Consider the following 13,713-nt stretch of genomic DNA (forward strand, 5'->3'; position numbering starts at 1 on the left):
GCCTTATCGGCTTTTGATAAGACCTCGAGGGTGGAGGGTGCGTGCTCCTAGCTGTCTTCTCGGATATCCATGGCAACCGGCAGGCGTTCGAGGCGTGCCTGAAGGTGGCGCGCGCGAGAGGCGCGGAGCGGTTCGTTCTGCTCGGCGATCTCGTCGGCTATGGCGCCGATCCCGAATGGGTCGTGGATACGGCGATGAGGCTGGTCGAGGACGGCGCCATCGCGGTTCGCGGCAACCATGACGAGGCGATCAGCACGACCAGCGAGACCATGAACGCCGAGGCGCAGGTCGCGATCGAATGGACCCGCGGACGGCTCGATGTAGCGCAGCGGCGCTTTTTGGCTGAGCTGCCGATGCTTGTGCAGGACGGCGATCGCCTGTTCGTCCACTCGGAAGCTTCGAGTCCCCAGCGCTGGCACTATGTCCGTTCGACGGCGGATGCCGCCAAAAGCCTGATCGCGACGCCTGCCCATGTTACATTCTGCGGCCACATCCACCGTCCCGCCATCTATTCAATGTCGGTGACGGCGAAGATGACGAGCTTTGTGCCCAAGACCGGCGTCGCCGTGCAGTTCCTGCGCGGTCGGCAGTGGCTGGCGGTGCTCGGTGCGGTCGGCCAGCCGCGCGACGGCGATCCGTCCGCCGCTTTCGTGCTGTTCGATACGGTTTCGTGCGAGATCACCTATTGCCGCGTGCCCTATGACATCGCGAGCGCGGCGGGCAAGATCCGCGAGAACGGCCTGCCGCCCTGGCTGGCCGACCGCCTGTCACAGGGACGCTGACGGCGATGCCGAAACCCCTGGTCAAGCCCGGCGCCGAGATCGACGGTTACACCATCGGCGAATGCGTTCATGCCGGCGGCATGGCGACGTTGTGGAGCGTCACCCATCCCGGCATCAACGTGCCTCTGCTGATGAAGATCCCGCGGGTGTCGGAAGGCGAGGACCCGGCCGCGATCGTCTCCTTCGAGATGGAGATGATGATCCTGCCGCGGCTTGCGGGACCGCACGTGCCGGCCTGTTTCGGCACTGGCGATTTCGCCCACCAGGCCCATGTCGTGATCGAGCGCATTCCCGGGACCACGCTCTACAAGCGGCTGCCCGACCTGCCGTTACCGTACGAGGAGGCGCGGCTGCTGGTTGCGAAGATCGCGGCCGCGCTCGCCGATTTGCACCGCCAGAACGTGATCCATCACGATATCAAGCCGAGCAGCATCATGTTCCGCGACAGCGGCGAAGCGGTGCTGATCGACTATGGTCTGTCGCACCACAATCATCTGCCGGACCTGTTGCAGGCGGAGTTCCGGCTGCCTTACGGCACCGCGCCCTACATGGCGCCGGAGCGGCTGGCGGGGGTGCGCGACGATCAGCGCAGCGATCTGTTCTCGCTCGGCGTGCTGCTTTATTTCTTCACGACGGGGGAGCGGCCGTTCGGCGAAGGCGAGACACTGCGCGCGATGCGGCGCAGGCTGTGGCGCGATCCGCAGCCGCCGCGCAAATTGCGGGCGGACTATCCGCCCTGGCTCCAGGAGGTGGTGCTGCGCTGTCTCGAGATCGAGCCGGTCTGGCGCTATCCGACGGCATCGCAGCTCGCCTTCGATCTCACCCATCCGGGCCAGGTCAAGCTCACCGCACGCTCGGAGCGGATGAAGCGCGATCCCCTCAGCGTGGCGTGGCGGCGCCGCTTCAACCTGGGCGTCATGCAGCCGCGCGCGAAGTCGGATGTCGCAGAGCAGCTCGCCTCGAGCCCGATCCTGGCGGTCGCGCTCGACACCGAGGAAGGCGGGCCGGAGCTGAACGAGGCGTTGCGTGTCACCACGGAGCGTATCCTCGCCACGCTGCCGTCGGCGCGGCTCGCCTGCGTCAACGTGCTCAAGCTCAACCGCATCGCTGTCGACCGTACCCTGGACGAGCAGGGCTCCAACAAACATATCGATCGCCTGGTGGCGCTCAGGCACTGGGCGACGCCGCTGAAGCTGGACGAGAGCCGGCTGTCGGTTCATGTGCTGGAAGCGGTCGATCCCGCCGCAGCGCTGTTGGAATTCGCCGAGGTCAACCAGGTCGACCACGTCATCATCGGTGCGCGGCAGGGCTCCTTCAGGCGCACGCTGCTTGGCAGCGTCTCGGCCAAGGTGGCCTCGGAAGCCGCCTGCACCGTCACCGTGGTGCGGCCGCCGCGGATGGCTGCGGATGCGTCCGACGCAGGGCGAGCGGCCGGCTAGGCGTCCTGCGGGAGGGATCAGGCCGCGCGGGCGGCGTGGCCGTCGCGCTTGCGGCGTATGGGCCAGGTGAACCGGGGGCCATGCTCGCTATGCTCCGCATGACCGCCGAAGAACTGGATGATCTCGCGGCAGGGCTCGCAATTGAAGAGGTTACGCGACGCGGTTGCCTTGGTCATTTCCTTCAGGCAGTTCGGGCAATGCGGTTTCATGGGGTGTCCCGGAAAAAGGAATTTTCAGTGCCGGCTCGGCGGGTGGCGCTGATGCTCCAGGTCCGAATTGTCGAGCCCGGTATCGTCGTTTGGTGCGCCAGCGGCATGCTTGAGGCGGCCGAAGAAATAATCGAGGTTCGGATGCGGTCGGCGCGGGATACGGCACCTGCCCTTGGGCTGACGTTTCACGATCGCGATCTGCATGGCATCAATCCCGGAGAAGGCGAGGGTGAGCGATGCGGGCCGAACGTGCCGTGACTTTCACCGGTCCGGCAGATGGGCCAAACACAACAAATGCACTGAAACCAATCCACAACGCCACGCCAGTCCAAACCAGGGTCGTCGTCATGATGTGCTCCCGTCAAAAGCAGGCAGGAATCACTTGCGGTGATTTGCACGAATCAGGGAAGCCCGGATGAGTACGGATTTTGGTTGCAATTTTAGGCATCGCGCGCCGCAACACTGGTAAGAACCGCAGGCTTGCGAGCCGCTTATGCAGCGCCTGGTGATGGCTCAGATGGCTTCGCCGCGCGCGCCCGCGGCTGCGTTGCGGATCGCGGCGATGTTGGTCTTGTAGGCCTCCAGCGTGCCGCCCCTGAACACGGAGGTGCCGGCGACGAAGGCATTGGCGCCGGCTGCGGCCAACGCGCCCGCGACGTCGGGGCCGACGCCGCCGTCGACTTCGATGTCGATCGGGCGTCCTGCCGTTATCGCGCGGATGTCGCGGATCTTGCCGATCGCGGAGGGAATGAAGGCCTGGCCGCCGAACCCGGGATTGACCGACATCACCAGCACGAGGTCGACCAGATCGAGGACGTATTCGAGCGTGCTGATCGGGGTTCCCGGATTGAGCGACACGCCGGCCTTCTTGCCCAGCGCGCGGATCGCCTGGAGCGAGCGGTGCAGGTGAGGACCCGCCTCCGCATGCACGGTGATGTGGTCGCAGCCGGCCTTTGCAAAGGCCTCGAGATAGGGATCGCAGGGCGAGATCATCAAATGCGCGTCGAAGATCTTCTTCGTGTGCGGGCGCATCGCCTTGATGACGTCGGGCCCATAGGAAATGTTCGGGACGAAGTGGCCGTCCATCACGTCGAGATGGAGCCAGTCGGCGCCGGCAGAATCCACCGCCCGCACCTCTTCGCCGAGCCTGGAGAAATCCGAGGCCAGGATCGAGGGCGCAATTACCAGGGGGCGGGGGGCGAAGGCTTGGGTCATGGCGCAGTTTCCCGTGGCGGCCGTGAGAGAGCAGGCCTCGCCTAACATGGGCCTGTGCGCCGGGCAATGCAGGGGAGGCGGGCTTCCTGTGGGCGGAAATTTCTGCCGTCTGCGGCATGAATTGCCGATGTTCCCGAGCTGCGCGCGGCGCGAGGGAAGCAGATTTCATTGAGCTTTTCGCGCTGGCACGACGCTTGCTGACTTTCCAACGAACATTGGCTGCGGCATGCCGCATCGGTTGGAGTTGTGCAATGTTGTTCGCGCTTGGTGCCGTAGGCAGTGCGCTCGACGCGTTACAGTCGCTGACGAATTCGAAATCGTCATCGTCGACACAGAAGGCCGGGTCGACGCAGAAGACCGGGTCTTCGCAAGGGGCGACCAACCCGTTCGCGATCGACAGCACGTCCAGCACAGTGACCTCGCTGGTCGGCTCAGGCAAAGGTCCACAGATCGCGCCGGAGACGATGAGCGCGTTGCTTGCCGCACAAGGCCAGTCGTCGGACAGCGCAAGCAACACCACCAACTCGACCTCGTCGAGCTCGACGTCCACGAAGTCGATGAGCCGCGAGGACGCACTGAAGGACCTGTTCTCGCAGATCGATGCGGACGGCGATGGCAAGATCACCAAGTCCGAATTCGAGAACGCGCTCGGCGCCGGCGGCACCAACCTGGCGCAGGCTGACGACGTGTTCTCCAAGCTCGATGCAAATTCCGACGACAGCGTTAGCCTCGATGAGATGTCGAAGGCGCTGAAGAGCGGCCACCACCACGCAAACTCGGGCGACGCGTCCGGCAGCGGCTCGGAGTCCTCGTCGCAGGGAAGCGGCGGATCGACCTCGACCACGACGACCGCCGCCGACGGCTCGACCACGACCACCGTCACCTATGCCGACGGATTCAAGATGTCGACCACGGTCCCGGGCGCCTCCAGCGCTTCGAAGGCATCGGGCGCCGGCAACTCCGCCTATAACTGGTTCGAGCAGATGATGCAGCGCGAGGCGCAGGCATCGTCGGGATCCGCGGCTTCATCCACGTCGATGAGTGTGTGACGCGGGCCTAGTCCGAATATGCGCGCGTGATCTCGCGATAGGTGTAGTGATCGCGGATTTCATGGTTGAAGAACGTCCCCTTCGAGCGCGCAGCCCTGAAGGCGTCGGCAACCTCCGGCGGAACATCCTCATAAACGTAGATGCGCCCGCTGACGAAGGTTACCTTCAGCTCGCGGGTATCGGGGGCGTAGCGGAAAAAGCGGATCGCGGACGACTGCATGACGGTGCACCTTGGCCCGTCGCAACAACGCTGGATCAGGCGTTTCGTTGCTAGCCGAACCGGTCCTTCCACGCCGGCAGCGCACCCGCGAATGGCAGCGCCGTTGCGTTGTAGACGCCGCGGGCGATCGCGCGGGCGACCACGTTGGCGGCGACCATGCCGAGCTCGGTGAGCTCGACCAGCGGCTCGATCGGCTTCTCGCAGGTAGCTGCGGCAAACAGCACGTCGCCGTCGAGCGGGGCGTGCACCGGATAGATCGCTCGGGCAAACCCGGTCTGGGCGATCATCGCGAGCCGCTTGGCCTGCGCCTTGGTCAGGATGGCGTCGGTGACGACGAGGCCGATCGTGGTGTTCTCGCCGGCGCTTGCGGCGGCTCCGCCCTTGATGCGCATCGCCAGCATGTCTGGCGTGAACTTGTCCGGCAGACCGCGGGCGCCGAACTCACCGTTCTGCTCGAACGGCGCGGCCCAGAACCAGGGTCCGGTGCCGACGGTGACGCTGCCGACCGCGTTGACGACCATGATGGCGGCGACTTTGACGCCGCTCCGCATCGTCGCCGAGGCCGAACCGAGTCCGCCCTTGAAGGTGGCTGTGGTGGCGCCGAGGCCCGCGCCGACGCTGCCGAGCGCAAAGTCGTTGCCGGCTGCGGCAGCCGCGGCGTAGCCGAGATCGCGATAGGGCGAGAAGCGGCCCCAGGCCTTGTCGCCGCCATTGAGCAGGTCGAACACGATAGCGCCCGGCACGACCGGGATCACGGCCTCCCGGATCCGAAAGCCGCGGCCCTGCTCGGCGAGCCAGGCTTGGACCCCGCCTGCGGAATCGAGGCCGAAGGCGGAGCCGCCCGACAGCGTGATCGCGTCGACGCGCTCGACCGTATTAGCGACGTCGAGCAGCGAGACTTCGCGCGTGCCGGGGCCGCCGCCGCGGACGTCGATCGCCGCGACCGCTGGCGAATCGAAGATGATTGCTGTCGTGCCGGAGGCGAGTTTCGCATCCTCGGCATGGCCGACGCGGACGCCGGCGATATCGGTGAGAAGGTCTTTCAAGGGCGACACTCCTGCGCTCCAGGCGGTTGGCCTGAAGCGATAGCGCACGCATGCGCCGCGCTCAACTGGCCAACGCCGTCCTGAGCATTTTGGCGAGTTCGGACTTGCGGTAGGGCTTTGCCAGCAGCAGCACGCCGGAGTCGAGCCGGCCGTGATGGACGATGGCGTTTTCCGTGTAGCCCGAGGTGAACAGCGTCTTCAGATCGGGGCGCCGCCGTGCCGCCTCGTCGGCGAGCTGCCGGCCGTTCATGGCGCCCGGCATGATGATGTCGGTGAAGAGCAGGTCGATCCCGTTGTCGGCATCGATGATGGTGAGGGCCTCGGCCGCATTGGCAGCTTCGAGCGCGGTGTAGCCGAGAGTCTTGATCTGGGTCACCACATATTGCCGCACCAGCGCATCGTCCTCGACGATCAGGATCTTCTCGTTGCCGCCGGTGATGGGTACATTCTTGCTCGCCTCGAACTCGGTCTCCTGCACGCCGCTCGAGCGCGGCAGGTAGATCTTCACGCTGGTGCCGTGGCCTTCCTCGCTGTAGATCTTGACGTGGCCTCCGGACTGCTTGACGAAGCCGAACACCATGCTGAGCCCGAGGCCGGTACCTTTGCCGACCTCCTTGGTGGTGAAGAACGGGTCGAATACCCGGTCGATCAGGTCGGCCGGGATTCCGGCGCCGGTATCGCTCACCGCGATCATGACGTAGTTGCCGGGCGTGACGTCGGCATTCATGCTGGCGTAGCCGTCGTCGAGAAAAATGTTGCGCGTCTCGAGCACCAGCGTGCCCCCTTCGGGCATGGCGTCGCGCGCGTTGAGGGCGAGATTGAGGATGGCAGAGGTGAGCTGATTTGGATCGACGAGCGCCGGCCAGGCGTCCTCGGTGAGCTGCGGGTTGATGGTGATCTGCTCGCCGAGGGTGGGATGCAGCAGCTTGGCGGCCTCGAGCGCCAGTGCGTTGACGTCGATCTCGCGCGGCTGGAGCGGTTGCTTGCGGGCGAAGGCGAGCAGGTGCTTGGTCAGCTGCGCGCCGCGTTCGGCCGCGTCGTCGATCAGCTTGGTGATGGCGGCGAGCTCGGGCCGGTCGGCGACGGCGTCGCCAAGGATGCCGATCGTGCCGGTGATCACGGTCAGCACGTTGTTGAAGTCGTGGGCGACGCCGCCGGTCAGCTGGCCGATGGCGTCCATCTTCTGGACCTGCCGGAGCTGGGCCTCGGCGGCTTGCTTGTCGGTCAGGTCGCGGCCGATGAAGAAATGGCGCTTCACGGGCTCCGACCAGGTGCCCATCCAGTTCAGAGTGACCTCGTGACCGTCGTAATGGTAGTAACGTGCCTCGAAGCTGCGCTTGATCTGGCCGCGGCGTGCCGCGCGCATCTCGCCTCGCGTCTTCTCGAGGTCGTCGGGATGGATGAATTCGGTCGCGCTGTGTCCGATCATATCCTCCGGGTTGAGGCCGAGGATGTCCTTCACGCTCGGGCTGACCTGGATGAAATTGCCATAACCGTCGGTGACCAGGATCAGGTCCTGCGAGGTCTCGAAGATGCGCTGGCGCTCCTCGATCTCGCGGCGCAGCTTTTCCCTGGACTGTTTCTCCTCCGTGATGTCATGCGCGATCTTGGAGACGCCGATGATCTCGCCGCTGTCGGTCTTAAGCGGAGAAATATTCAGGACGACGTCGAGCGGACGACCGTCCTTTCGGATCCGGACCGTCTCGTGCTGGGCGATCGACTCGTTGCTGCCGACCCGGTTGAGGATACCTCTGACTTCGGCTTTACGATCCTGCGGCACGATGATGTCGATCGACTTGCCGATGGCCTCCGCGGCGGAATAGCCAAACAGATGTTCGGCGGCCTTGTTCCAGCCCGTGATGATACCGTCGAGCGTCTTGGTGATGATGGCGTCATTGGCAGATTCGACGACGGCGCCGTATAGCGCGAGGCGCTTGCCATAATAGTCGCGCTCCGAAGCCGATTGCTGGCGCAGCCTGCCGACAAGTCCCACCGTGTGCGCCTGGAGGCGGACGTTGTCGATCAGCAGCACCGCGAGCACGAAGGTCGCCGCGCCGAGGCCGTAGAGGCGGCCCGTGTAGAAACCGAGATCGAAGCGGGCGATGTTGACGATCGCCGACAGCGCGATGTCGAACAACCAGGCGCACATCACCACCATGAGCCAGACGTCGATCACGGAGTACGGCCGCCGGAACCACAGCGAGACAAGCGCGGCGAAGCTCAAGGACCACACGAAGGACACCACGCCGATCATGATTTGCGTGTAGTGGCCGTCGCGCAGCAGGACCGGAAGCAGGTCGTGCCCGATGGTGACGATCCAAGTGAAGACGATGATGGCGGCAACGACGCCGAGCACGCTGGCGTAGATCGCTTTGGTTGTCGAGCCGGCGATCCTGACACCGCCGTCGGCCTCCTTCAGCCAGGCATAGGCCAGCACGCAGAGCGGGAAGCCGCCGTGCCAGATCATGTAGAGCCAGACGGTGGTCTGCCGGCCGGCGCCCAAAAGTCCGGTCGGCGTGAAAAGCCCGGGGAAAGTGAGGGCATGGACCAGCGCCGCGGCGGCGGTGAACAGATAGCCGGTTGCGAGCAGCAGCAGCGCTCGCGTCCGCAACACCGCGAACTGCGACAGCAGCAGGACCGCGGTGATGATGTCGGCAACGGCGAGGGCGGATTGGTAGCTCGCCACGAAGGCGGGCATTGGCAGCAGCGGGATACCGGCGAAGGGAACGGCCAGCGCGAAAAGGACTGCGGAAACGCCGACGATCGCCGTTGCTGCAGTGCGGTCTGTCTGGGTGGCCGGCAACGTCGACAGAAATGCGCTTCGATCGGTTGTCGCAGGCACGTCTACTTCTTGTAGATGGGTCTTGAGCATCAGCGCCATCTCATCCGGTCGATAGTTTTGCGTCCATGGTAGCGGTTCTGGGCACACATCGTGAACGGAAACGGCCGAGACTCAACCGAAGGTTACAGCTTACTTAATTTTGGTGAGAGCGCGGAATAGGGACCGGGTAAGATGCGCTTTACTGGGTGGTGTCATAATGCCCTGCCACTGCGGCGGGTTCCAGGTTTGAATCATGCGATTTTGATCTCAATATCCGTGAGTTGTTCCCCATGCCCCGCGTTCTCATCATCGACGACCAGAAGAACGTCCGCGCCATGGTTGCGATCGTGCTCCGGGTCAACCGTTATGAAGTCGTGGAGGCCGATTGCGGCGCCGCGGGGGTGAAGGCCTTCACGGAGGCTTCCTTCGACGCGGCGATCGTGGACATCTTCCTCGGCGACACCAGCGGTGTCGACGTCATAGCGACCCTGCGCGAGCGAGCGCCAGGGCTGCCCGTGGTTGCGGTGTCCGGCATGACGGCCCTCGATTTCATGGACCAATCGTCCCATCTCGCCAACGTCGTCTGCCTGCAAAAGCCGTTTCGGCCGAACGATCTCCTGCAGGCGCTTCGGAAGGCACAGGCCGCCGCGGGCGGCGAGCTGCCGGCGGCCGTCTGACCGCGCCGCAAAAGAAACGCCCCGGGCAAGCCGGGGCGTGGTGGTGATTGTATCGTGGCTCGATCCCGGCGAGGCTTCAGGTGCCCTGGCCGCTGATCTCGGTGTAGCCGCCCTTGGCATCCCACTTGTAGACGACATAATCGATCTGCTTGATGTCGCCCTTGGCGTCATACTCGATCGGCCCGATCACGGTGTCCCACTTGCCGGCCTTGATCGCCGCCATGACCTTCTTGGCGTCGGTGGTGCCGGCCTTCTTGGCCGCCTGCGACCACACCTGCATCGCAGCATAGGTGTAGAGCGTGTAGCCCTCGGGGTCGATGTTCTTGGCCTTGAAGGCTTCGACGATCTTCTTCGCGGTCGCTTTGTTGCGCGGATCGGGGCCGAAGGTGAACAGCGTGCCTTCACCGGCCGGGCCGGTGATGGAGGCGTACTCCTTGTCGGCGAGCGCGTCGCCGGCCATCAGGATCGTCTTGAGGCCCTGGTCGCGCATCTGGCGCAGGATCAGGCCGCTCTCCTGATGGTAGCCGCCGACATAGACGAGGTCGATGTTGTCGCGCTTCAGGCGCGAGACGATCGCGTTGAAGTCCTTGTCGCCCTTGTTGTAGGACTCGTACATCTTCTCGGTGATGCCGGCCTTGTTGAGCGCCTTCTTGGTCTCGTCCGCAAGACCCTTGCCGTAGGTGGTCTTGTCGTTGAGGATCGCGATGTTCTTGCCCTTGAAGTTCTTGGCAATGTACTGCGCCGCGATCAGGCCCTGCTGATCGTCGCGGCCGCAGACGCGTGCCACGTTCCACAGCTTGCGCTCGGTGAGCAGTGGGTTGGTCGAGGCCGGCGTGATCTGGAGCACGTTGCCGTCGGCATAGGCCTCCGAGGCCGGGATCGACGACGACGAGCAATAATGTCCGGCCACGAACGGGATTTTTGCGCCGGCGATCTTCTCGGCGACCGAGCGCGCCTGCTTCGGATCGCAGGCGTCGTCCTCGATGTTGAGCGCGAGCTTCTTGCCGTTGACGCCGCCGGCGGCGTTGATGTCGGCCACGGCCATCTCGGCGCCGTTCTTCATCTGGCGGCCGAAGGCGGATTCGCCGCCCGTCATCGGGCCGGCGACTGCGATGGTGACATCCTGCGCGAACGCCGCGCTCGACAGCGCGATGGACACGCCGAATGCCAGACCGATGAGCTTCAATGATTTCATGAGATACCTCGCGGATGGTCGCCTGTGGAAGTTGCCGGGCATGCCGGTTTAAACCGGTGCCATTGTCGAATGAAATTGCGGAGAAGTCACCGGCAAAATACGGGCATTGGCCGAGATATCTCGCCTCATTCGGCCGCACGCGGGTCTGTACGGGTTCGTTCCCGGGCGGACTCAGCCGTGCCGGCCGCCTTCCAGGTAGGCGGCGCGAATCTCGGCGCGCTGCAACAATTCGGCGCCGGTCCCGGCCAGCGTGATTAGGCCATTGACCATGACATAGGCGCGATGGGCAAGCTTGAGGGCATGGTTGGCGTTCTGCTCGACGATCAGGACGGTCAGGCCGTCCTGCCGGTTGAGGGTGCGGATCGCATCGAAAATCTGGCGGGCGATTAGCGGTGCGAGCCCGAGCGAGGGCTCGTCCAGCAGGAGCAGCCGGGGGCGGCTCATCAAGGCGCGGCCGATCGCCAGCATCTGCTGCTCGCCGCCGGACAGGGTTCCACCGCGTTGGGCATAACGCTCCTTCAGGCGCGGAAACAGCGCAAAGACGCGCTCCAGCGTAGCGTCGCGCTCCGAATCGGTGCATCCGGTGGCGTCTGCCCCCATCTGGAGGTTTTCCGCCACGCTCATGCGCGGGAAGATTCGTCGTCCCTCCGGCGATTGCGCGATGCGCAAATGCGCGATTTCGTGGGTGGGCACGTCGGTGATGTCGCGGCTTTCGTACAGGATCTGGCCGGCGCGGGCGCGCGGCTTCCCGAAGATCGTCATCATCAGCGTCGACTTGCCGGCGCCGTTGGCCCCGATCAGGGCGACGATCTCGCCGGGATTGATCTCGACGTCGACGCCCTTCAGCGCCTCGATCTTGCCGTAAGCGGCGCGCAGGCCACGGATCGCGAGCAGGGGAGCGGTCACGATCCGCTCTCCATTACGGCGATCGCCTCTTCCTCGTCGGCGCCGAGATAGGCGGCGATCACCTTGGGATCGTCGCGGACCTCGCGCGGCGAGCCTTGTGCGATCTTCTCGCCGTGGTCCATCACCACGATGTGGTCGGAGATTTCCATCACTACGGACATGTCGTGCTCGATCAGGAGGATCGAGGTGCCTTGTTCATTGCGAATCGACAGCAGCAGCTCGCTCAAGGCGGCGCTCTCGCGCGCATTGAGGCCGGCGGCGGGCTCGTCAAGGCAGAGCAGCGCGGGCTCGGTGCACATCGCGCGCGCGATCTCGAGCCGGCGCTGGTCGCCATAGGCGAGATTGCCGGCGGCATCGTCGGCGCGGTCGAGCAAATTGACCCGCTTGAGCCATTCGGTGGCGAGATCGATCGCGCGCTTTTCGGCGGTGCGGTAGACGGGCGCGCCGATCAGGCCGAGCAAGGTGAAGCCGGAGGCGCGCATCAGCGCATTGTGCTGCGCCACCATCAGGTTTTCCAGCGCGGTCATGCCGGGAAACAGGCGGATGTTCTGGAAGGTGCGCGCCACCTTGGCCTGCTTGGCGATGCGGAAATCGTTCAGACGCTCCAGCGCGATGACCTTGCCGTCGTCGTGGGTGAGGCGGATGCTGCCACCACTGGGCTTGTAGAAGCCGGTGATGCAGTTGAAGACGGTGGTCTTGCCGGCGCCGTTCGGCCCGATCAGCGCGGTGATCTTCTTCGGCTCGGCCGCAAACGACAACTCCTGCACGGCGACGATGCCGCCGAAGCGCATGGTGAGCCGGTCGACGCTGAGGATCTGTTCGCTGCTCATCCGTGTCCCTCCTTGACGAGGTCGGAGGAGATCGCCTTTGCCTTGGTCAGGTACACGGTCGGCGCGCGATGGCCGATCAGGCCCCGCGGCCGCCAGATCATGATCAGCACCATCGCCATGCCGAACACCAGCATGCGGTAATTCTCGAGGCCGCGGAACAGCTCGAAACCGCCGATCATGGCCAGCGCCGCAAGCGCGACGCCGAGCTGCGATCCCATGCCGCCGAGCACGACGATGGCGAGCACCAGTGCCGATTCCTGGAAGGTGAAGGATTCCGGGCTGATGAACCCTTGCCGGGTGGCGAAGAACGCGCCGGCAAAGCCGCCGAACATGGCGCCGGTCGCGAACGCGGTCAGTTTCGTGGTCGTGGTGTTGATGCCGAGCGCGCGGCAGGCGACCTCGTCCTCGCGCAAGGCTTCCCAGGCGCGACCGATCGGCAGGCGGCGCAGGCGGATCGTCACCCAGTTGGTGAGCAGTGCGAGCGCCAGGATCACATAGAACAGGAAGACGATGCGATGGGTCGGCGAGTACTCGATGCCGAGCCTGGCGGCGAGGCCGTTGTCGCTGTTGTCGAGCGGGATGCCGAAGAAGGAGGGGCGGGGAATGCTGGAGACGCCGTTGGGGCCGCCGGTCAGCGACTGCCAGTTTATGATGACAAGGCGGATGATCTCGCCAAAGGCGAGCGTGACGATGGCGAGATAGTCTCCGCGCAGGCGCAGCACGGGAAAGCCGAGCAGCACGCCCCAGAACGCCGCAAGGGTGCCCGCGAGCGGCAGGCAGATCCAGAACGACCAGCCGAAGTTGGTGGCAAGCAACGCGTAGGAATAGGCGCCCACCGCGTAGAAGGCGACGTAGCCGAGATCGAGCAGGCCGGCGAGTCCCACCACCACGTTCAAGCCCCAGCCCAGCATCACATAGGTGAGGACGAGGATCGCGAGGTCGAGGATGTAGCGCTGGTCATAGAAGATCACCGGCACCAGGAACGTGAAGATCAAAAGCGCCGGCGCAAGGTAACGGCCGAGAAAAGACATGCCGCTGCGTACAGCAGGCGGCACCAGACTGTCGGTGCCGTTGGGGCCGATCCATTGCCGCAAGAGCTCGATCACGATCGAGCCGCCGAACACGACGGCGACAAGGGCGGCGACCTCGCCGAAACGCGTCCAATAGGTAAGCTGGCCGTCGGAGCCGGCCTCGGTGCGGACGCCGACCATCAGCGAGAACAGCACCAGCGCGACCAGCGCGCTGATGAGGGACTTTTTCAGGATGTAGGCGATGCCGGCGGTGCGGCTTGCGTGCGTGGTCTCGTGCGGGATGGCTGTCACGC

The 13,713-nt window shown here is 64.9% G+C and carries 14 protein-coding genes; 4 read left to right on the plus strand and 10 right to left on the minus strand.

The features are described 5' to 3' along the window. The first annotated feature begins 41 nt into the window (after positions 1 to 41). Positions 42 to 782, plus strand: coding sequence for a metallophosphoesterase family protein (locus tag GWG65_RS04650; RefSeq protein WP_275194227.1), 741 nt, complete (start codon positions 42 to 44; stop codon positions 780 to 782). A gap of 5 nt (positions 783 to 787) precedes the next feature. Then, positions 788 to 2,221 (plus strand): bifunctional serine/threonine-protein kinase/universal stress protein, encoded by a 1,434-nt coding sequence (locus GWG65_RS04655; protein WP_275194228.1) that lies wholly within the window; start codon positions 788 to 790, stop codon positions 2,219 to 2,221. Between the two features lie 17 nt (positions 2,222 to 2,238). Here the strand turns inward: GWG65_RS04655 and GWG65_RS04660 are convergent, their stop codons facing one another. The 3 genes from GWG65_RS04660 to rpe all read right to left on the minus strand — a co-directional run bounded on the left by GWG65_RS04660 (position 2,239) and on the right by rpe (position 3,645). Then, positions 2,239 to 2,430, minus strand: a complete 192-nt coding sequence (locus GWG65_RS04660; protein ID WP_275194229.1) for a hypothetical protein — start codon at positions 2,428 to 2,430, stop codon at positions 2,239 to 2,241. 24 nt (positions 2,431 to 2,454) lie between these two features. Further along, positions 2,455 to 2,634 (minus strand): hypothetical protein, encoded by a 180-nt coding sequence (locus tag GWG65_RS04665; protein ID WP_275194230.1) that lies wholly within the window; start codon positions 2,632 to 2,634, stop codon positions 2,455 to 2,457. Between the two features lie 309 nt (positions 2,635 to 2,943). Further along, positions 2,944 to 3,645 (minus strand): ribulose-phosphate 3-epimerase, encoded by a 702-nt coding sequence (rpe, locus tag GWG65_RS04670; protein WP_275194231.1) that lies wholly within the window; start codon positions 3,643 to 3,645, stop codon positions 2,944 to 2,946. A 251-nt stretch (positions 3,646 to 3,896) separates the two neighbouring features. Between rpe and GWG65_RS04675 the strand changes: the two genes are divergently transcribed. Beyond that, positions 3,897 to 4,694: an EF-hand domain-containing protein gene (locus GWG65_RS04675; RefSeq protein WP_275194232.1), complete on the plus strand. Its 798-nt coding sequence runs from the start codon at positions 3,897 to 3,899 to the stop codon at positions 4,692 to 4,694. A 7-nt stretch (positions 4,695 to 4,701) separates the two neighbouring features. Here GWG65_RS04675 and GWG65_RS04680 read toward each other — a convergent pair whose 3' ends face one another. The 3 genes from GWG65_RS04680 to GWG65_RS04690 form a co-directional block, all read right to left on the minus strand. Beyond that, entirely contained in the window at positions 4,702 to 4,914 is a 213-nt protein-coding gene (locus GWG65_RS04680) for a KTSC domain-containing protein (RefSeq protein WP_275194233.1), read from the minus strand. Between the two features lie 50 nt (positions 4,915 to 4,964). Then, positions 4,965 to 5,960 carry a P1 family peptidase gene (locus tag GWG65_RS04685; protein ID WP_275194234.1) on the minus strand — a complete coding sequence of 332 codons (996 nt, stop codon included), beginning with the start codon at positions 5,958 to 5,960 and terminating at the stop codon, positions 4,965 to 4,967. Positions 5,961 to 6,021: 61 nt separating this feature from the next. After that, positions 6,022 to 8,832, minus strand: coding sequence for a PAS domain S-box protein (locus GWG65_RS04690; protein WP_275194235.1), 2,811 nt, complete (start codon positions 8,830 to 8,832; stop codon positions 6,022 to 6,024). Between the two features lie 239 nt (positions 8,833 to 9,071). Here GWG65_RS04690 and GWG65_RS04695 point away from each other — a divergent pair, with 239 nt between their 5' ends. Continuing rightward, positions 9,072 to 9,458: a response regulator gene (locus tag GWG65_RS04695; RefSeq protein ID WP_275194236.1), complete on the plus strand. Its 387-nt coding sequence runs from the start codon at positions 9,072 to 9,074 to the stop codon at positions 9,456 to 9,458. 76 nt (positions 9,459 to 9,534) lie between these two features. On the opposite strand, the gene GWG65_RS04700 is transcribed toward GWG65_RS04695, so the two are convergent. The 4 genes from GWG65_RS04700 to livM all read right to left on the minus strand — a co-directional run bounded on the left by GWG65_RS04700 (position 9,535) and on the right by livM (position 13,711). Then, positions 9,535 to 10,653 carry a branched-chain amino acid ABC transporter substrate-binding protein gene (locus tag GWG65_RS04700; RefSeq protein ID WP_275194237.1) on the minus strand — a complete coding sequence of 373 codons (1,119 nt, stop codon included), beginning with the start codon at positions 10,651 to 10,653 and terminating at the stop codon, positions 9,535 to 9,537. A gap of 171 nt (positions 10,654 to 10,824) precedes the next feature. Next, positions 10,825 to 11,559: an ABC transporter ATP-binding protein gene (locus GWG65_RS04705; RefSeq protein ID WP_275194238.1), complete on the minus strand. Its 735-nt coding sequence runs from the start codon at positions 11,557 to 11,559 to the stop codon at positions 10,825 to 10,827. Beyond that, positions 11,556 to 12,389, minus strand: a complete 834-nt coding sequence (locus GWG65_RS04710) for an ATP-binding cassette domain-containing protein (protein ID WP_275194239.1) — start codon at positions 12,387 to 12,389, stop codon at positions 11,556 to 11,558. The genes GWG65_RS04705 and GWG65_RS04710 overlap by 4 nt, the downstream gene beginning before the upstream one ends. After that, positions 12,386 to 13,711, minus strand: coding sequence for a high-affinity branched-chain amino acid ABC transporter permease LivM (gene livM / locus GWG65_RS04715; RefSeq protein WP_275194240.1), 1,326 nt, complete (start codon positions 13,709 to 13,711; stop codon positions 12,386 to 12,388). The genes GWG65_RS04710 and livM overlap by 4 nt, the downstream gene beginning before the upstream one ends. Positions 13,712 to 13,713 lie beyond the last annotated feature (2 nt).

Origin of the sequence: Bradyrhizobium sp. CSA207, assembly GCF_029051685.1 — a bacterium.
Classification (GTDB): domain Bacteria; phylum Pseudomonadota; class Alphaproteobacteria; order Rhizobiales; family Xanthobacteraceae; genus Bradyrhizobium.